Genomic DNA, 18405 nt, shown 5'->3' on the forward strand with positions numbered 1-18405 from the left:
CGGTGAATACAACCCAGACGCCTCTGGCGACCCCGACGGCGCAGGTCGATCTCGACGCGATCGCGCACAATGTCCGCGTGCTCGCCGAGCACGCCGGTTCAGCTGCGGTGATGGCCGTGGTCAAAGCCGACGGTTACGGGCACGGCGCCACCCAGGTGGGCCGGGCCGCGCTGGCGGCCGGTGCCGCCGAACTCGGAGTCGCCACCATCGGGGAGGCGCTGGCGCTGCGCCGCGACGGCATCACGGCCCCGGTGCTGGCCTGGCTGCACCCGCCGGGCACCGATTACGCCCCGGCGGTGGCCGCCGACGTGCAGCTGGCGGTGTCCTCGCTGGAGCAGCTGAACGGGGTGCTGGACGCGGTGCGGCGCACCGGCACCACTGCGACGCTGACCGTCAAGGTCGACACCGGGCTCAACCGCAACGGCGTGCCTGCCGCGCACTATCCCGAACTCGTGACCGCACTGCGGGCCGCTGTCGCCGAGGATGCGGTGCGGGTGCGGGGGATCATGAGTCACCTCGCCTGTGGTGACGACCCCGACAGCCCGGTCAACGATCAACAGCGGCAACGCTTCACCGAGATGTGCGGGTACGCCCGCGCACAGGGATTGCCGTTCGAGGTGGCGCATCTGTCCAATTCGCCCGCCACGCTGACCCGGCCCGATCTCGCCTTCGACATGGTGCGACCCGGTGTCGCGGTCTACGGTCTGAGCCCCATCCCGCAGCGTGGCGATTTTGGGCTTGTCCCGGCGATGACGTTGAAAGCTCCTGTGACACTGGTGAAGTCGCTCGCCGCCGGGGACGGCGTGTCGTACGGGCACACCTGGGTGGCCGATCGGGACACCACCGTGGGCCTGATCCCCCTCGGTTACGCCGACGGCATCTTCCGCGCCCTGGGCGGCCGGATCGAGGTGCTGATCAACGGTGTCCGTTGCCCGAGCATCGGGCGGGTGTGCATGGATCAGTTCGTCGTGGACGTGGGTGCCGCCGACGTCACCGTGGGCGACGAGGCGATCCTGTTCGGCCCCGGCACCTCCGGTGAGCAGACCGCCCAGGACTGGGCCGACCTGTTGGGCACCATCAACTACGAGGTCGCGACCAGCCCCCGCGCCCGGGTGGTGCGCAGTTACCGCGGAGGCGGCCGATGACCGCGCACCACAAGCCCCGCTGGGGGCGATGGCTGGCGGGTGCGACCGGCCTCGGTGCCGTCGGCGCGGTGGCCGGCGCCTCGGTGGCGCGTTCGATGACCCGGCGTGAGGTGCCCGAAGATCCCTACACCGCCGAGGATTTCGCACTGCTGGAAGCCGATCGCGGTGGTGTGGTGACCACCCCGGACGGCGTGGACCTGGTGGTGCGTGAGGTCGGGCCGGTCGACGCCCCGGTGACCGTGGTGTTCGCCCACGGTTTCTGTATGAACATGGGCGCATTTCATTTCCAGCGTCGCGAGCTGAGCCTGATGTGGGGCGATCAGGTGCGGATGGTGTTCTACGACCAGCGTGGGCACGGCCGGTCCGGGGCGGCAGACCCCAGCACCTACACCGTCGAGCAGTTGGGTCAGGACCTCGAGCTGATCCTGACCACCATGGCGCCCAAGGGGTCGGTGGTGCTGATAGGGCATTCGATGGGCGGGATGACCGTGCTGTCGCACGCCCGCCAATTCCCCCGCCGGTACGGTGGCCACATCGTGGGCGCGGCCGTCATTTCCTCTGCCGGATCTGGTCTTTCGCGTTCTCCGCTGGGGGAGATCCTGCAGAACCCGGCGCTGGAGGCCGCTCGCTTCGCCGCGCGTTATGCACCCGGGATGGTGCACCGCGGACGCGGTGCGGTGCGCTGGGTGCTGGCCCCGGTGCTGCAGGCGGCGTCTTTCGGTGATGACCGTGTGAGCCCCACCGTCGCCAAGTACTCCGAGGAGATGATCCACGACACCCCGGTGGCCACCATGGTCGGATTCCTGCACGCCCTGGGGGTGCATGACGAAACCGCGGCGCTGCCGGTGCTCGCCAAGATCCCGACGCTGGTGGCCTGCGGGTCCAAAGACGTCCTGACCACCCCGGAACATTCCGAGGAACTGGCCGCTGAGCTGCCCAAGGCCGAACTGCTGATCGTCGGCGGTGCCGGACATCTGGTGCAGCTCGAGCAGCCCGACCCGATCGACGATGCCCTGGTGCGACTCGTCGACCGGGCCACCCCCAACAAGCTGGTGGCGCTCACCCGGCGGCTCAAGGAACGGGCGCGCATCCGTGGCTGAGCGGGAGTCGGGAACTGCGGAGCTGGCCAGCCCGGACGACACCGTGGCACTGGGCCGGCGGCTCGGTGCGCGGCTTCGCGCCGGCGACGTGGTGGTGCTCTCCGGGCCGCTGGGGGCGGGAAAGACGTTGCTCACCAAGGGAATCGCCGAGGCTCTCGACGTCGACGGGCCCATCACCTCACCGACGTTCGTGTTGGCCAGGTTGCACCGGGCGCGACGGGTGGGTGCGCCCGCGCTGGTGCACGTCGATGTGTACCGGCTGCTCGATCACGCTGCCGCCGACCTGCTGGCCGAACTGGACTCACTGGATCTCGACACCGATCTCGACGACGCCGTGGTGGTGGTGGAATGGGGGGAAGGCTTGGCCGAACGACTGTCGGACCATCACCTCGATGTGCGACTCGAACGGCTGGCCGACTCCGACACCCGCACCGCGGTCTGGCAGTGGAGTACCTCGTGACGCGCACCGTCCTGGTCATCGACACCGCCACCCCGGCGGTCACCGCCGCCGTCGTCGCCGTCGATGACGTGATCACCACGCTGGCGGTCCGTGTCACCGTCGACGCCCGCGCGCACGCCGAGACCCTGACCCCCAATGTGCTTGCCGCTCTGGCCGATAGCGGCCGCACCATGGCTGAGCTGAACGCGGTGGTGGTGGGAACCGGACCGGGCCCGTTCACCGGCCTGCGAGTGGGGATGGCCACCGCCGCGGCCTACGGGCACGCCCTCGACATCCCGGTGTTCGGGGTGTGCAGCCTCGACGGGATCGGCGGGGCTGTGGACGGGGAGGCGTTGGTGGTCACCGATGCGCGTCGCCGCGAGGTCTACTGGGCGCGTTACCGCGACGGTGTGCGCACCGACGGGCCGGCGGTCAACCCGCCCGCCGACGTGCCGGCCGACGGTGTGGCGGTGGTGGCCGGATCACCGTCACACGCGGCGTTGTTCGATCTCCCGGTGGTCGGACCCGAATACCCGTCACCGGTGGAACTCGCTGCTGCCGTGACGGATTGGAATGCCGATCCGGGACCCTTGGTGCCGCTGTACCTGCGCCGTCCGGACGCGAAGACGCTCGCGGAACGGCAGGCCGGGACGTGACGACGGTTCCGGTGCTGCTCGACCCGTTGACCCGGGCCGACGCGTCGCGGTGCGCCGAGTTGGAAGAGCAGCTGTTCCCCGGCGATGACCCCTGGCCGGCGGCGGCGTTCGCGCACGAAATCGCCGCTCAGCACACCCACTACGTCGCGGCTCGCGCCGGCGGCACGCTCGTCGGGTACGCCGGGATCGCCCGCCTGGGCAATCAGCCGCCGTTCGAATACGAGATCCACACCATCGGGGTGGACCCTGCCTACCAGAGGCACGGCATCGGGCGCCGGTTGCTGGACGCGCTGCTTGAGCGCGCCGACGCCGACGCCGCGGCGGTGTTCCTCGAGGTCCGCACCGACAACACAGGCGCCATCACCATGTACGAGTCGGCCGGGTTCGCCACCATCGGACTGCGCAAGCGCTACTACCAGGGCAGCGGCGCCGACGCTTACACCATGCGCCGTGAACCGATCGGAGAGCCAGCATGAGGATAATCCTTGCAATCGAAAGCTCTTGTGACGAAACAGGTGTCGGCGTCGCCCGCCTCGACGAGGACGGCACTGTCACCCTGCTGGCCGATCAGGTGGCCTCCAGCGTGGACGAACACGCCCGCTTCGGCGGCGTCGTTCCGGAGATCGCGTCCCGCGCACACCTGGAAGCCCTCGGACCGACCATGCGCCGTGCGCTGGCCGACGCCGGGATCAAGCGCCCCGACGTCGTCGCCGCCACCATCGGCCCCGGGCTGGCCGGTGCGCTGTTGGTCGGGGTGGCCGCCGCCAAGGCCTATGCCGCCGCCTGGGGGGTGCCGTTCTACGGGGTCAATCACCTGGGCGGGCATCTGGCCGCCGACGTCTTCGATCACGGGCCGCTGCCCGAGAGCGTGGGCCTGTTGGTCTCCGGTGGGCACACCCACCTGCTGCATGTGCGCTCGCTCGGCGAGCCGATCGTCGAACTCGGCACCACCGTCGACGACGCCGCGGGGGAGGCCTACGACAAGGTGGCCCGGCTGCTGGGGCTGGGCTACCCCGGCGGCAAGGTGCTCGACGACCTGGCCCGCACCGGCAACCGCGAGGCCATCGTCTTCCCGCGCGGCATGACCGGCCCACGGGATGCGCCGTATGCGTTCAGCTTCTCCGGGCTCAAAACCGCCGTGGCCCGCTATGTGGAGAGCCACCCGGATTTCGACACCGCGGACGTGGCGGCGGGTTTCCAGGAGGCCGTCGCCGATGTGCTGACCAAGAAGGCCGTGCGCGCCGCGACCGACCTGGGGGTGTCGACTCTGCTGATCGCCGGCGGCGTGGCCGCCAATTCCCGGCTGCGGGAACTCGCTGAACAGCGGTGCGCGGCGGCGGGTTTGACGTTGCGGGTGCCGCGGCCGCGGTTGTGCACCGACAACGGCGCCATGATCGCCTCCTTCGCGGCGCATCTGATGGCCGCCGGGGCGGCACCGTCTGCGCTGGACGTGGCCAGCGACCCGGGGCTACCGGTGGTGCAGGGGCAGGTGGCATGAACACCCACAAACTGGAGATCCACGAACTGCTGTACCGCTACGCCGAGCTGATCGACGCCGGCGATTTCTTTGGTGTGGGACTTCTGCTGGGCCGCGCAACATTCGCCGGGGTGGCCGGTGCCGAGGCCATCGCCGCGCTGTTCGCGAAGACCACCCGGCGCCATCCTGATGCCGGGAACACCCCGCGGACGCGGCATCTGGTGCTCAATCCGATCGTCGACATCGACGGTGACACCGCGACCGCACGATCCACCTTCTGCGTCGTCCAGCAGACCGAGACGGTGGCGCTGCAACCCATCGTGGTGGGGCGCTACGCCGACACTTTCGCCCGGGACGAGGTGGCGTGGTATTTCACCGAACGGCAGGTAGATGTCGAGATGGTCGGCGATGTGTCGGCGCATCTGCTGATCGGGCTGTGACTCTCGGCAACCCCGAACCTTGAGCGCTAGCACTCGCATGTATAGAGTGCTAGATGGCAGGCGGACACCCCCTGTGTCGGCTCCCGCGACGACGGCGCGAGGGTGTGACCGGATGCCGAACACCTGAGTACTGCAAACCCGGTTCGGGCACCGCCCGGGCCGCACACCACTGAGTGAAGGGGCTCCATCGTGGCGAGCGTGAACATCAAGCCACTCGAGGACAAGATCCTCGTTCAGGCCAACGAGGCCGAGACCACCACCGCTTCCGGTCTGGTCATCCCCGACACCGCCAAGGAGAAGCCGCAGGAAGGCACCGTCGTCGCAGTTGGCCCCGGCCGCTGGGATGAGGACGGCGAGAAGCGGATTCCCCTGGACGTGTCTGAGGGCGACGTCGTCATCTACAGCAAGTACGGCGGCACCGAGATCAAGTACAACGGCGAGGAGTACCTGATCCTGTCGGCTCGCGACGTGCTGGCCGTCGTCTCCAAGTAAGCGATCCGTGTCCTGCCCCGGAGATCCCCGCACCTTCGTGCGGGTGATGTCCGGGGCGGAACTCGTAATAGGGAAGAACCAATATGAGTAAGCAGATCGAATTCAACGAAACTGCGCGCCGTGCCATGGAGGTCGGCGTCGACAAGCTCGCCGATGCCGTCAAGGTCACCCTGGGCCCCCGCGGCCGCCACGTCGTTCTCGCCAAGGCCTTCGGCGGCCCCACCGTCACCAACGACGGTGTGACCATCGCCCGTGAGATCGACCTCGAGGACCCGTTCGAGAACCTCGGTGCCCAGCTGGTCAAGTCGGTGGCCACCAAGACCAACGACGTCGCCGGTGACGGCACCACCACCGCCACCGTGCTGGCGCAGGCCATCATCAAGGCCGGACTGCGCAACGTCGCCGCCGGCGCCAACCCGATCGCCCTGGGCTCGGGTATCGGCAAGGCCGCCGACGCGGTGTCCGAGGCCCTGCTGGCCGCGGCCACCCCGGTCTCGGACAAGGTCTCCATCGGGCAGGTCGCCACCGTGTCGTCCCGTGACGAAGAGGTGGGCGAGCTGGTCGGCGAGGCCATGACCAAGGTCGGCAGCGACGGGGTGGTCAGCGTCGAGGAGTCCTCGACCCTGAACACCGAACTCGAAGTCACCGAGGGCGTCGGCTTCGACAAGGGATTCCTGTCGGCGTACTTCGTCACCGACTTCGACTCCCAGGAAGCCGTCCTCGAAGACGCGCTGGTGTTGCTGCACCGCGACAAGATCAGCTCGCTGCCCGACCTGCTGCCGCTGCTGGAGAAGGTCGCCGAAGCCGGCAAGCCGCTGCTGATCGTCGCCGAGGACGTCGAAGGCGAGGCGCTGTCCACCCTGGTGGTCAACGCCATTCGCAAGACGCTCAAGGCTGTGGCCGTCAAGGCGCCGTTCTTCGGTGACCGCCGCAAGGCGTTCCTGGAGGACCTCGCCATCGTCACCGGTGGCCAGGTGGTCAATCCCGACGTCGGGTTGCTGCTGCGTGAAGCGGGCCTCGACGTGCTGGGCAGCGCCCGTCGTGTCGTGGTCAGCAAGGACGACACCGTGATCGTCGACGGCGGCGGCACCAAGGACGCCCTCGCCGGTCGTGTCGCCCAGCTGCGTTCCGAGATCGAGACCACCGATTCCGACTGGGATCGGGAAAAGCTCGAGGAACGACTGGCCAAGCTGGCCGGCGGCGTGGCCGTCATCAAGGTCGGCGCCGCCACCGAGACCGCGCTCAAGGAGCGCAAGCACCGCGTCGAGGACGCGGTGGCAGCGGCCAAGGCCGCGGTCGAGGAGGGCATCGTCGCCGGCGGTGGATCCGCGCTGGTGCAGGCGCGCAAGGCGCTCGACGGGCTGCGTTCGTCGCTTTCCGGCGACGAGGCCCTGGGCGTCGAGGTGTTCAGCAGCGCGCTGTCGGCGCCGCTGTTCTGGATCGCCGCCAACTCCGGTCTCGACGGCGCCGTCGTGGTCAGCAAGGTCGAAGAGCTGCCGAACAACCACGGCTTCAACGCGGCCACGCTGACCTACGGTGACCTGGTCGCCGACGGCGTGATCGATCCGGTCAAGGTCACCCGCTCCGCGGTGCTCAACGCCGCGTCGGTGGCCCGCATGGTGCTGACCACCGAGACCGCGGTTGTCGAGAAGCCGGCTGAGGAGCCGGCCGACGCCCACGGGCACGGGCACCACGGCCACGCGCACTAGTAGTTCGACAGAAGCACCCCCGGTCCGCTTGGGCCGGGGGTGTTTTCGTTCATGCAGCGTCGAGCGTGGGGTTGTGTACGCGCTGAGGCCGGAACTCGTGCCACAAGTACACACTCGGCCCGGGTGCGAGATCTCGGTGGGGCAGTAGTGCGCGGAAACACCCCCGGCGTGATCGGAGCGGGTGTTTCGTAATTGGCATGGATCGCATGTGGCAGTGGGCGTGGGATCGGTACGCGACGAGATATCCCTGGGCATGCTGGGCGCTCACGCTCCCGCTGGTGCTGCCGCCCTATCTGGCTTGGACGTTGTGCATCGTCGCTTTCGAGGGCTCTGATCGTTATCTCGAGGCGGCCGCGGTGACCGTGGTGGCCGCGCTGGTGCACCTGTACGTGCTGGTACACCCCCGCGCACAGGAGGCTCGCCTGCTCGCGCAGTGGGCCGCCGGCAAGGACATCGACCGACAAACCGCACTGCACGCCACCTACAGCTATGGCAGGAAGGTCCTCGTGACGGCGGTGATCGCCACGGTTTTCTGGGCCGCGGCCCTCTTCGCCGGTGTCGGGATGATCGCCGGAGCCGGCGGGTCGACGCTGATGCAGTACGCGATCATGGGCGCCATCGCCGGAACCGCCGGCCAGCTGGTCACTTTGCACAGTTACGTCGAAGGGGCGTTGCGGCCCGCCAGGGTTGCCATCACCGCGGGTACGGAGATCGGCGATTCCCTGCCGCGCACTCGCCCGACGTTCGCCACGTGGACCATGGCGGCCATGCTCGTGGTGGGGTTCGCGTTCACCATTCTGGGTGCCTTGCTGGGAGCCGTGTTCGACGTAGCCAGGCACGGTCCTCTGCTGGCGCTCGCCCTCGGCGGTGCACTGGTGCTCGTCAGCGGGCCCTCGCTCTGGGCCACGTATTCGCCTCTGCTGCAACCCATCCGCGATCTCGCCAGAGGAACCGAGCGGGTGGCCGCCGGTGACTACAGCCGACGCCTGCCGGTGGTCCAGGACGACGATCTCGGCGCGCTGGCGGGGTCCTTCAACCGTATGCAGGCGGGTTTGGCGGAGCGGCGGCGACTTCAGGCAGCATTCGGCACCTATGTCGACCCGGGCTTGGCGGTGCGGTTGCTCGAGCAGGGTGACGATGTCTTCAGCGGTGAGCGTCGAGAGTTGACGGTGATGTTCGTCGACATCCGCGACTTCACGCCGTGGGCTGAGGCCAACACGGCCGAGGACACGGTGGCCCGGTTGAACACCCTGTTCGAGGTGGTGGTGCCCGCGGTCGTCCAGGCCGGTGGGCACGTGAACAAATTCCTCGGCGACGGTGCCCTGGCGGTGTTCGGCGCGCCCAATGAGCTTGCGGGTCATGCTGATGCGGCTGTATCGGCCGCTACCGTGATCCAGCGCCTGGTTGCAGAGCGGTTCGCCGGCACGCTGCGAATCGGTATCGGCATCAACACCGGTGTGGTGATCGCGGGCACCATCGGTGGTGGCGGAAAGCTCGAATTCACGTTGATCGGGGACGCCGTCAATGTGGCGGCCCGCGTCGAGCAACTCACGAAAGCCACCGGTGACCGGATACTCCTCACCGGTGACTGCGTCAAGGCACTGGCTGCCCGGCCATCGGGGCTCACCGAGCGGGGATCGTTTGCCCTGAAGGGTAAGTCGGCTCCGGTGCAGGTCTTCGCCCTCGACCCGGCGGCGTGACCGCACCGCCGGCTGACGCTCTTGAAAAGCTCGCAATCGCCGCAGGTAGCCCACTACGCATCTCAAACCACCCCATGTCCATGACGATCAAGGGCGACCGAATCACCCGGTCACAGTCCGCAGTTGGGTTGTTCACGGAACGGGGAGGATCCGCTATGTCCAAACACATTGTCCGGCTGATATCGCTGGCTGCACTCATGATGGGGTTCAGCCTGTGCCCGCCACTTGCCGCCGCTCACCCACCTGATCCATTCAGGATCGTCAACCACTACACGGGAATGGTGGTGGATGTGCCGGCGCCGAATGGCTCGACAGAGAACACTTTCACGCTGCTGTGGCCGTATTGGGGTGGGGCCAATCAGCAATTCGACATCGTCCCGGTCGACCCGAACAATCCCAGATCGGACTTCCAGTTGAAGGTTCGGCACGGCGGCAAATGCCTCGATGTCAACAACGCCAGCGGCGCTGACGGAGCACGCGTTCAAACCTTCGACTGCCATGGAGGCCCGAGCCAGCTGTGGTTCACGGAGCTGGTCACCGACCCGTACGTGACGTGCCAGCCGATGACGTTCTGCGACAACGTCAGAACCATCATCCGGGCGCGCCACAGTGGCAAATGTCTCGACGCGTGGAACCCCGGGCCGTCGCTGGCCAATCGTCCCAAACAAGGTGCCGCGCTGCAGCAGTGGACCTGCTTCAACAATGTCAATCAGTTCTGGGATCTTCCTGGGGGCCATGGGCCGCACTGACGCACTCGCTGATGGCGTGCGACACGCCTCCGCAAACTGGTACCCCCGGGCCGCGTGGCCCGGGGGTACCTTCCGTGTCGAATTCGGTCGATCGGGCTTGTTGATTTCCACCCGCATCCACCACACCGAGGTGTGAAATATGCCAGGACCCGTTCATGACGAGAGGAGTCCCGATGGCCGCCTCGCCCACGCCCATGAAACCGGCGCGCCAGAAGTCATGCGAATCCGGTTGCGCCGGAGCCATTTTCCTCTGCTGAAAGCACAGCTGACCATGTTTCCGACCACCCCGGCGGCGAGTGCGGCACTCGACGTTGCCACCCGGTACTACTCACCGGCACTGCTGAATCACTGCGTCCGCTCGTATCTGTGGGGAGCGGCGTACGGCAACGCCCACGGCATCGCCTTCGACGACGAGCTCTACTACGTCTCGGCGCTGCTACACGACATCGGCCTCACCGACCCCTTCGACAGTCACCGGTTGCCGTTCGAGGAGGCCGGCGGTGACCTGGCATGGGTGTTCGCGGTGGCGGCCGGTTGGCCGACCGGTCGGGCAGCCCGAGCCAAGGAGATCATCGTGTTGCACATGCGCGACGACGTCGCGTCCGACGATGACCCCGAATCGCACCTCTTGCAGGTCGCCACCAGTTGGGATGTGGTCGGACGGCGGCCCGAGGAGTTCCCGGATCACACGCGGCAGCAGATTCTGGCGCGCTATCCCAGGGGCGATTTCGGTAGCGAGTTCCTGGCGTGCTTCGAAGATCAGGCCCGCCGCAAACCGGACGGGGCGGCTGCGGTGTCGATCGCCAGTGACGCCGCCGGCCGGATCAAAGCCAATCCTCTCGACGGGTAGCGCGGGTGCGGAACTGTTGACGGTCGGGCGCTACGCCGGCGTTGATACGCGCGTCAGCAACTCGTCGAGAGACTCCATGTCCAGGTACGCGACCACCTCGGTCACCCGGTCGTTCTGCATGGTCATGACCCAGTTGTACTCGTTGACGTAGGGCTTGCCGTCGAGTGCCGTGGCGGTCCCGCGCCACCGGGCCACCACCTGGTCGTCGGCGGCGATCAACTCGTGCACCTGAGCCTGGATCTGGCCGGTCAGCCGGTCCACGACGGGTTTGGCGCCACTGTCGAGGAACTGCTGGCGACTGGTGTACGTCGAGGGTGCGTCGGCCCGCGCAACGGTCCAGTGCACGTCATCGGCCAGGATCGCGTAGAAGGTGTCCGGTGCCCCCACCCCGCGGGTGAAGGCGTCCTGCACGATTGTCAGGTTGCGGTGTTCGGCGGTGTCGAAAGGCTCGGCCTGCGCGCTGGCGCATCCGCTGACAGCGGCGGCCGCACTCAGCAAGGCGACCGCCGCTCTGGTTGTCCATCGAGATGTGGTCATGGTTCGAAAGGTACTGTCCTTCTGCACTTCTCAGGCAGGGTGCAGTAGTCCTAGGGTGCGTGCACCAGGCCCGGTTTTGTGGGGCGTAGCGGTCGGTATACCCTGGACGCCGTGAACATCGGTGTGCGTGCCAGCTATTGGCGCTTTATCAAGGCTCCGGGCGGAGCCGATAAAGCGCAGCGTTAAGCACGCATCCACCCGGAGCCCAGGCAGTGACCACCAGGTCGCTGCCTTTTGTCATTCAAGGGCGCCGGACTTCCACCTCGGTGCCCGTACCAGGAAGGCACCACCGTGAATCTGGCGCAGATCGCCGCCCCGCAGGTCACCTCCGACCGTCGGATCCAGAGTTTCAGCGAGATCCCCAGCCCGCATGACGTGCTGACCGAGTTCCCGTTGGGCGCTCGTCGTGCCGAGCGCGTGGCCCGTGACCGCGATGAGGTCGCCGACATCCTCGCCGGCCGTGACGATCGGCTGCTCGTCGTGGTGGGGCCGTGCTCGGTGCATGACCCGGCCGCGGCGCTGGACTACGCCAGCCGGCTGATCAAGGTCGCCGACGAGCTCAGCGACCGGCTCAAAGTGGTGATGCGGGTGTACTTCGAGAAGCCCCGCACCACCATCGGGTGGAAGGGTCTGATCAACGACCCGGGGATGGACGGGACCTTCGATGTGGCCCGCGGCCTGCGCACCGCCCGTCAACTGCTGCTCGACGTCATCGACATCGGTCTGCCCGTGGGGTGCGAGTTCCTGGAGCCCACCAGCCCGCAGTACATCGCCGACGCGGTGGCCTGGGGCGCCATCGGCGCGCGCACCACCGAGTCGCAGGTGCATCGTCAATTGGCGTCGGGTCTGTCGATGCCGGTCGGGTTCAAGAACGGCACCGACGGCAATGTGCAGGTGGCTGTCGACGGCGTGAAAGCGGCTGCGGCCCCGCATGTTTTCTTCGGCATGGACGATCTGGGTCGTGGTGCGTTGGTGAGCACAACCGGTAACGAGGACTGCCATGTGATCCTGCGTGGCGGCACGGACGGACCGAATTACGATGCGGCGTCGGTGCGCGCGGCGGCGGGAACGCTGACAGCGGCCGGGCTGCCGGGCCGGGTCGTGATCGATTGCAGCCACGCCAATTCCGGCAAGGATCATCTGCGCCAGGCTCGAGTCGCCGCGGAGGTGGCGCAACTGGTGCGCGACGGGTTGCCGGTCAGCGGAGTGATGCTGGAAAGCTTCCTGGTGGCCGGGGCGCAGGCACCCGAAGCGCGTCCGTTGACCTACGGGCAGTCGGTGACCGACAAGTGCATGGACTGGAGTGCAACCGATTCGGTGCTGCGTCAGCTGGCTGCCCGCGGCTGAGTCCCGGCGACCACTGGGGGTGGGCGTCGCCGCGCAACTCACTCTCACCGGTCCGTTCGACCGACTAAATTCCGGGGTATGACACGGGTGAAGGTTCTGCTGCTGTGCCTGATCGCGCTGCTGCTGACGGCATGTGCGAGCAATCCGGACTCTCCCCACCCCGCGGGCGGCGGCATGGGTGACGGGATGGCCGGGCCCGTTCCGGCCGAAGCGCCCGCCCCCGAGGCGGCCACCGACAAACGGGATGTCGTGACCACCGCGTCGGTGCGGATGACGGTCGCCGATCCGTCTGCGGCCGCCGACCAGGCCGCGGTGATCGTCGAAGACGCCGGCGGGCGCGTCGACGGGCGCACCGAGGATTCCGGGTCGGGGACCGGGCGGGCGCAGACATCGGTGGTGTTGCGGGTGCCTGCCTCCGAGCTCGACGCTGTGGTGCGCGAACTCAAGAATCTGGGCACCGTCGAACTCGCCCAGACCACCTCAGAGGACGTGACTGCGCAACGCGTCGACCTCGATGCGCGGATCCGGGCGCTGCAGACGTCGGTGGACCGGCTACTGGCGATCATGCGTGACGCCGACGATCCCGACGCTCTGATCACGGCCGAGGACGCGTTGTCGCAGCGGCAGGCCGAGCTGGACAGTCTGCGGGCCCAGCGTGAGGCACTCGGCGACCGAATCGAGTTGAGCACCGTCGATGTCACCTTCGTCGCCGAACAGATCGGTGGGCCGGTTCCGCAGCAGTACCGGGGCTTCTTCGGTCAGGTCGAAAGAGGTTGGGATGCACTGGTTTCCGTCACCGGAAGTGCGGTACTCCTGTTCGGTCTGATGTTGCCGTGGCTGGCGGTGCTTGCCTTTGTGGCGGTGCTCTGCATCGGGCTGACCCGGTGGCTCGGCGGCAGGCAGAAGAACCGACCCACCGCCGTGGCCGTTGCCCCCGCGGCGGAGGGCGAGGGCGAGTCAGCAGGGGAACCCGGCAGCGAAAGATAGGGGCCAACGCCCCATGTGCGGCCACGGCGTCGCCGCCACCATCGGTACATGACCACAACACGAACCCCACGCAGTGCCGCCCAAGCGGTGGCGCACGCCCCCACACTGCCCACCGGGGCCGGCGAGAGTGTCACCGGCTTCGGAGTCATGGGCCTGCCGTTCGCCAACGGCCACTACCTGGCATTCCGCGATTTCCCGGCGGCGTCGTTCCTCCCGGGTGCCACGCCCGGCTACCGCACGGTCTGGCATCGCGACCCCACCGGCGCGTGGACGTTCTACGCCACCACCCCCGCCCAGACCAGCTGCGCGCGGTACTTCAGTTCGGCCACCAACGAGGCCCACCAGTGCCTGATCGACGCCACCTGGACCGACGACCACACCGTCGTCATCGAGGTCCCGGAGATACTGCACTGGACCGTGGAGCTGGGGCACACGCCGGCGTCCACCGCGCTCAGTTGGGTGGGGGAGCGGCTGCCGGAGCGGGTATGGACGAATCCGCGGGCGTTGGGCGTCATCGGCCGTGTAGCCGGTCCCCTGCTGCGTACCGGTGAACTGCGCCTGGCCGGGACACTGCCCAACGGTCAGCACTACCGGATCGCCCCGAAGCTGATCTGGACTGTCACCAGCTCCCGTGCGCAGCTGTTCGGTGAGGATCTCGGTCCCACGGCGGCACTGCCGGTCCAGGCCCGGCTCGGCAACTTCCGGCTACCGCAGCGCGGCGTCGCGGTGGTGGGCCAGGGACGTTTTGATGCATTCGACCCGCTTCGGCACGTTTCCGCCGAAATCGGCGTGGCGGGCCGGTAACCGCTGCCACACAGAAGCGCCCGGCTTCGCGGGAAGCCGGGCGCCCGATCAGGTGGTGGTTGCGCTCACGCGGTGCGACGAATACCGCGTTTCAGCAACAGTTCACGCTCGGACTCGGACAGGCCACCCCAAATGCCGTAGGGCTCTCCCACTGCCAGAGCGTGTGAACGGCACTGAGCGATGACGGGGCAGCGTCGGCACATTTCCTTGGCACGCATTTCACGCTGTGCCCTGGCCCGGCCGCGCTCGCCGTCGGGGTGGAAAAACATCGAAGAATCGACGCCCCGGCAAAGTCCCTGCATCTGCCAATCCCAGATGTCGGCGTTGGGGCCAGGTAGCTGCTGCGGCTGTGGCATTTGGAAAACCCCTCTCTCCGCGCATATTTGATAACGCGTGAGTTGTGGAACCGATCCGAGTGCTGTCGCCGATGACTACTCGTGAGGACAAAGTAGGGGCGCTTAGGAAACTCCGTCAATAGCCTAAGCATGTGCTCAATGACATAGCGGGGGCTCAAGAATTTACACCGCGTTCATCCTTGAGCGTGTTAAGCGACCGAAACCGTGGTAAGAGCGCAAGGTCAGAGGCCATTCTCGGGCAAAATCCGCAGTTCGGATTCATTGGCGTCACCGGTGGATTTCCTAGCGCCCGGCAGGCAGTTGATCTGCCGTTAACGTGCCGACGACAAATTGTTAACCAAAGGGCCGTTGAAACGATTTTCACGCCGCTTTGGCCGAGCCTTCTCGAAGATTGATAGCGTGCCGCCGGTGACCTCGCAATTCGGACGCCCAGCGGTTGCGGCGGCCCTGGAGGCGGCTGCGTTCGGTGAATCCGGGCAGTGCTGGCCACTTCCCTCGGCGACGACGCCGACCGAGCTGTGGTGGCGGGCCGTCGCCGCCGGCGGCCAAGGGCGATACGCCGTCGCGCACGCCGACCTGGCTCGACTTCGCCGGACGGCCCGGCCCGAGTCGGCCTTGTCCTCGCTTGCCTGCAGCACCACGGCGTCGTTGTGGCGGCAGCTGGGCTGGCACGCGCGGGCGCGGCACTGGGACGGCCTGGCATTGCGGTGGGCCGGTCAGGATGTCCAGGCCCGTGCCGACGCGGTGGTGGGGCTGGCGGCCGATGCGCTCGGGATGGGCCGCTTCGGGATTGCCGAGACGTTGTTGGATGCCGCTGGCGAGCTCTCGTCGGGTCCGCCGCGCCAGGCCGTCCGGCTGGCGTGGGTCAGAGCCGAATTGGCGATGGCGCGCGGCGACGGAGCCGAGGCGGTCCGTTACGCGCGGGCCGGGGTCGAGCGGGCCGCCCGCGGCGGGGTCTCGCCGCGGCATCGCACCAAGAGCCACATCGTGTTGGCTGCCGCACTGTGTACCGATGCGCAGCTGGACGAGGCGCGCACGGTCGCCGATGCGGCGCTGGCCGAGACAGAGCGGTGGGGCCTGCTGCCCCTGCGGTGGGCGGTGGCGAGCCTGCTGGCCGGTATCGGGAGCGGCACTCACCCGCAATCGCAGGTCAGGAGCATTCGGAAGGATGCTGCCGCCCTCATCGAATATCGCGGAGGGCTCTTCGAGCGGTGATCACCGGCGAGTGTCGATCAGGGCGACGCGCCGGGGTGCTGGCGCCCGCCGGACGCCGGTGCGGGGTGCCGGTCGCTATTGTTTAGCAGAGCCAATCAGCCGGGAGACCTCCGGTTCGTAACGTTGGAGATATCGCCGTCGATGACAATTCCAGGAGAACGTCTCGACGCCGTCGTTGCTGACGCGGTGGCCGGCGATCGGAATGCGCTCCGGGAAGTGCTGGAGACCATCCGTCCGATCGTCGTCCGCTATGTGCGGGCACGCATCGGGACCGCGGAACGCAGCGGTCTCTCAGCTGATGACGTGGCTCAGGAGGTGTGCTTGGCCGCCATGCAGGCGCTGCCGCGATACCAGGATCAGGGACGACCCTTCCTGGCCTTCGTGTATGGCATTGCAGCGCACAAGGTAGCTGACGCACACCGTGCGGCCGGCCGGAACAAGGCTGACCCCACCGATGTCGTGCCCGAGCGATTCAGCGTCGACGCCGGTCCTGAACAGCTGGCGATGAACGCCGATTCGGCCGCGCGGATGGAAGCCCTGCTGAAGGTCCTCCCGGAGAAGCAACGCGAGATCTTGATTCTTCGTGTGGTGGTCGGGATGTCCGCCGAAGAGGTTGCTGAGGCCGTGGGCAGCACCGCAGGCGCGGTGCGCGTGGCGCAGCACCGCGCCCTGGCGCGATTGAAGTCCGAGATCACGGCGACGGGATACGACTATGCCTGATTTCGGAAGGCGGGGTGCCGGCGATCCAGAATCGCTGGACGCCATCGCCCACAGTGATCAACTGCTCGATGCGCTGGCCGGTCAGTACCGGGTTCGGCCGTCGGATGCCGGTGAAGCCGAACTGCTTTCGCTGCTCGAGGGCTGGCGCGACGGGGTGCGCCGGCCGCCTGCGACGAATCTGATCAGCGAGCACGACGCCATGATGGCGTTGCAGCGCGGAGTGTCTGCCCGCCCGACCGCCCCCAAGGGCACCCGCCGCCATCTCGCGGTGGTGGGCTCGGTGGCCGCGGCGGTGATGTGTATCGGCGGGTTCGGTGCGGTGGTGGCCGGCTCGGGTCCGGGTGACTCGCTCTACGGCATGCGGACCGCCCTGTTCGGTGAACCGCAGTCCGTGCGTGACGACCGGGTGGCGTTGGCGGCGCAGACCGAGATGGCCGAGGTGCAGCGCCTGATCGACCAGGGCGACTGGGCGCAGGCCCAACAGAAGCTGGAGACCGTCACCACGGCGGTCGCCGGTGTCGAGGACACCACTCGCAAGCAGGAACTGGTCAACGAATGGCATGAACTCAACGTCAAGGTCGAAACCCGTGACCCGGCGGCCACCTTGCCGCCGCCGGCGCCGGGTGACCCGTCGCTGACGTTGCCGCTTCCCGCGGTGGAGGTCACCCCGCCGTCGGAAACGTCGTCGGAGACGACGCCGCCGTCCGAGACCACCTCGGGTGAGACGACGGCGCCGACCGAGACCACGACGCCGGGGGAGACCACGACGCCGGCCGACACGACGGCGCCAACGTCGTCGGTGGATGCCCCCGCACCCACCAGCACCACGGCACCATCGCCCACTCCGTCGTCTGCGCCGAGCACCACCGCCCCGACGACCACCAGCCCGACCACGACAGCACCCACGACCACCACCACGTCGTCCTCGGTGCGGACCACCACCACGACGGCTCCGACCACCACGACCACGACGACCACCACCACGACGGAGGCCGCGGCCGAGGCGCCGTTGCCGTCGACGGTGGCGCCGAGTTCAACATTGGTGGAGGCGGAAACCGAGACGGTGCCGACCGTGGAAGAGGAAGCGCCGGTGCAGCAGTCGCCGGTGACGGTGACACCGACCACCACAACCGTGCCGGGTGGGCCTCTGATTCAACTGCCGATTCCTGGATTCAACTGACGGCTCGGGATCGAGCGTCAGTTGAATTCGGGGTCAGCTTTCAGCGATATCCATCACTGTCGGAGGTCGCTTCGTTGAGCGACGCATCGGCGTAGCCGCGGCAGTAATCCCACGTGACGTAGGAGTCGGGCTCGGGATCGTAAGCCGGCTCGTGCGGGCGGACCGTGCCGTCGATCAGCAGCTGCAGCAGGTTTGCCCGCAGCATGTCCCAGTCGTGGTAGTGATCCTGCTGGCATTCGTCACAGCAGACGACGAGACCGCGAATTCCCTTGTGCGCCAACAGCGCCTCGTAGACCGCGAGGTCCGCCAGGTCAGCCTCGACGGCCGTCCGTTCCTGCGGGTCGAGCGGTTGCCCAGGCTCGATCGCATCGAGGGCCGCCGACGGGTCTGCGGGGTCATCTGCGAAGGGGTCGGGCGGCAAACCCGGCGGGAGGTGGTCGCGCACGCCTCTACAGTACGCAGCCGTGCTGCTATCGCGCTAGCTGATCCTTACCTGCGCAAG

The 18405-nt window shown here is 67.8% G+C and carries 21 protein-coding genes; 18 read left to right on the forward strand and 3 right to left on the reverse strand.

Going from position 1 to position 18405, the window contains the following annotated elements:
- The first annotated feature begins 2 nt into the window (after positions 1 to 2).
- From alr to AC3A6P_RS09305, 12 genes are all read left to right on the forward strand, one after another.
- Complete coding sequence (gene alr / locus AC3A6P_RS09250) at positions 3 to 1145, forward strand: alanine racemase (protein ID WP_487690977.1); 1143 nt, start codon at positions 3 to 5, stop codon at positions 1143 to 1145.
- Entirely contained in the window at positions 1142 to 2245 is a 1104-nt protein-coding gene (locus AC3A6P_RS09255) for an alpha/beta fold hydrolase (RefSeq protein WP_487690979.1), read from the forward strand. Before alr ends, AC3A6P_RS09255 begins: the two co-directional genes overlap by 4 nt.
- The gene (gene tsaE, locus AC3A6P_RS09260; protein ID WP_487690981.1) at positions 2238 to 2705 is read left to right on the forward strand and encodes a tRNA (adenosine(37)-N6)-threonylcarbamoyltransferase complex ATPase subunit type 1 TsaE; all 468 of its coding nucleotides are present in this window, start codon (positions 2238 to 2240) and stop codon (positions 2703 to 2705) included. Before AC3A6P_RS09255 ends, tsaE begins: the two co-directional genes overlap by 8 nt.
- A complete protein-coding gene (gene tsaB, locus AC3A6P_RS09265; protein WP_487690983.1) occupies positions 2702 to 3340 on the forward strand; it encodes a tRNA (adenosine(37)-N6)-threonylcarbamoyltransferase complex dimerization subunit type 1 TsaB in 639 nt (212 codons plus the stop codon). The genes tsaE and tsaB overlap by 4 nt, the downstream gene beginning before the upstream one ends.
- Positions 3337 to 3816 carry a ribosomal protein S18-alanine N-acetyltransferase gene (rimI, locus tag AC3A6P_RS09270; RefSeq protein ID WP_487690984.1) on the forward strand — a complete coding sequence of 160 codons (480 nt, stop codon included), beginning with the start codon at positions 3337 to 3339 and terminating at the stop codon, positions 3814 to 3816. The genes tsaB and rimI overlap by 4 nt, the downstream gene beginning before the upstream one ends.
- Complete coding sequence (gene tsaD / locus AC3A6P_RS09275; protein ID WP_487690986.1) at positions 3813 to 4838, forward strand: tRNA (adenosine(37)-N6)-threonylcarbamoyltransferase complex transferase subunit TsaD; 1026 nt, start codon at positions 3813 to 3815, stop codon at positions 4836 to 4838. Before rimI ends, tsaD begins: the two co-directional genes overlap by 4 nt.
- The gene (locus AC3A6P_RS09280; protein WP_487690988.1) at positions 4835 to 5257 is read left to right on the forward strand and encodes a nuclear transport factor 2 family protein; all 423 of its coding nucleotides are present in this window, start codon (positions 4835 to 4837) and stop codon (positions 5255 to 5257) included. The genes tsaD and AC3A6P_RS09280 overlap by 4 nt, the downstream gene beginning before the upstream one ends.
- Before the next feature lie 189 nt (positions 5258 to 5446).
- The gene (gene groES, locus AC3A6P_RS09285; RefSeq protein ID WP_003929249.1) at positions 5447 to 5749 is read left to right on the forward strand and encodes a co-chaperone GroES; all 303 of its coding nucleotides are present in this window, start codon (positions 5447 to 5449) and stop codon (positions 5747 to 5749) included.
- Positions 5750 to 5832: 83 nt separating this feature from the next.
- Positions 5833 to 7458: a chaperonin GroEL gene (gene groL / locus AC3A6P_RS09290; protein WP_487690991.1), complete on the forward strand. Its 1626-nt coding sequence runs from the start codon at positions 5833 to 5835 to the stop codon at positions 7456 to 7458.
- Positions 7459 to 7655: 197 nt separating this feature from the next.
- Positions 7656 to 9158 carry an adenylate/guanylate cyclase domain-containing protein gene (locus tag AC3A6P_RS09295; protein ID WP_487690993.1) on the forward strand — a complete coding sequence of 501 codons (1503 nt, stop codon included), beginning with the start codon at positions 7656 to 7658 and terminating at the stop codon, positions 9156 to 9158.
- Between the two features lie 80 nt (positions 9159 to 9238).
- Entirely contained in the window at positions 9239 to 9907 is a 669-nt protein-coding gene (locus AC3A6P_RS09300) for an RICIN domain-containing protein (protein ID WP_487690994.1), read from the forward strand.
- A gap of 271 nt (positions 9908 to 10178) precedes the next feature.
- A complete protein-coding gene (locus tag AC3A6P_RS09305; protein WP_487690996.1) occupies positions 10179 to 10757 on the forward strand; it encodes an HD domain-containing protein in 579 nt (192 codons plus the stop codon).
- A gap of 30 nt (positions 10758 to 10787) precedes the next feature.
- On the opposite strand, the gene AC3A6P_RS09310 is transcribed toward AC3A6P_RS09305, so the two are convergent.
- Positions 10788 to 11294 (reverse strand): nuclear transport factor 2 family protein, encoded by a 507-nt coding sequence (locus AC3A6P_RS09310; RefSeq protein ID WP_487690998.1) that lies wholly within the window; start codon positions 11292 to 11294, stop codon positions 10788 to 10790.
- Positions 11295 to 11585: 291 nt separating this feature from the next.
- Here AC3A6P_RS09310 and AC3A6P_RS09315 point away from each other — a divergent pair, with 291 nt between their 5' ends.
- The 3 genes from AC3A6P_RS09315 (at position 11586) to AC3A6P_RS09325 (ending at position 14432) form a co-directional block, all read left to right on the forward strand.
- Positions 11586 to 12641, forward strand: coding sequence for a 3-deoxy-7-phosphoheptulonate synthase (locus AC3A6P_RS09315; RefSeq protein WP_487691000.1), 1056 nt, complete (start codon positions 11586 to 11588; stop codon positions 12639 to 12641).
- A gap of 117 nt (positions 12642 to 12758) precedes the next feature.
- The gene (locus AC3A6P_RS09320) at positions 12759 to 13628 is read left to right on the forward strand and encodes a DUF4349 domain-containing protein (protein ID WP_487691449.1); all 870 of its coding nucleotides are present in this window, start codon (positions 12759 to 12761) and stop codon (positions 13626 to 13628) included.
- A gap of 48 nt (positions 13629 to 13676) precedes the next feature.
- The gene (locus tag AC3A6P_RS09325) at positions 13677 to 14432 is read left to right on the forward strand and encodes a hypothetical protein (protein ID WP_487691002.1); all 756 of its coding nucleotides are present in this window, start codon (positions 13677 to 13679) and stop codon (positions 14430 to 14432) included.
- Between the two features lie 65 nt (positions 14433 to 14497).
- Here AC3A6P_RS09325 and AC3A6P_RS09330 read toward each other — a convergent pair whose 3' ends face one another.
- Positions 14498 to 14788, reverse strand: a complete 291-nt coding sequence (locus AC3A6P_RS09330) for a WhiB family transcriptional regulator (RefSeq protein WP_099023226.1) — start codon at positions 14786 to 14788, stop codon at positions 14498 to 14500.
- 408 nt (positions 14789 to 15196) lie between these two features.
- Here AC3A6P_RS09330 and AC3A6P_RS09335 point away from each other — a divergent pair, with 408 nt between their 5' ends.
- The 3 genes from AC3A6P_RS09335 to AC3A6P_RS09345 all read left to right on the forward strand — a co-directional run bounded on the left by AC3A6P_RS09335 (position 15197) and on the right by AC3A6P_RS09345 (position 17903).
- Complete coding sequence (locus AC3A6P_RS09335) at positions 15197 to 16003, forward strand: hypothetical protein (RefSeq protein ID WP_487691004.1); 807 nt, start codon at positions 15197 to 15199, stop codon at positions 16001 to 16003.
- 141 nt (positions 16004 to 16144) lie between these two features.
- On the forward strand, positions 16145 to 16723 hold the full coding sequence (locus tag AC3A6P_RS09340) for a sigma-70 family RNA polymerase sigma factor (protein ID WP_487691006.1): 579 nt from the start codon (positions 16145 to 16147) through the stop codon (positions 16721 to 16723).
- Positions 16716 to 17903: an anti-sigma-D factor RsdA gene (locus AC3A6P_RS09345; RefSeq protein WP_487691008.1), complete on the forward strand. Its 1188-nt coding sequence runs from the start codon at positions 16716 to 16718 to the stop codon at positions 17901 to 17903. The genes AC3A6P_RS09340 and AC3A6P_RS09345 overlap by 8 nt, the downstream gene beginning before the upstream one ends.
- Before the next feature lie 40 nt (positions 17904 to 17943).
- Here the strand turns inward: AC3A6P_RS09345 and AC3A6P_RS09350 are convergent, their stop codons facing one another.
- Positions 17944 to 18348, reverse strand: coding sequence for a DUF5319 domain-containing protein (locus AC3A6P_RS09350; RefSeq protein ID WP_068915726.1), 405 nt, complete (start codon positions 18346 to 18348; stop codon positions 17944 to 17946).
- Positions 18349 to 18405: the final 57 nt, after the last annotated feature.

Source organism: Mycobacterium sp. Soil_C_30 (assembly GCF_057656995.1).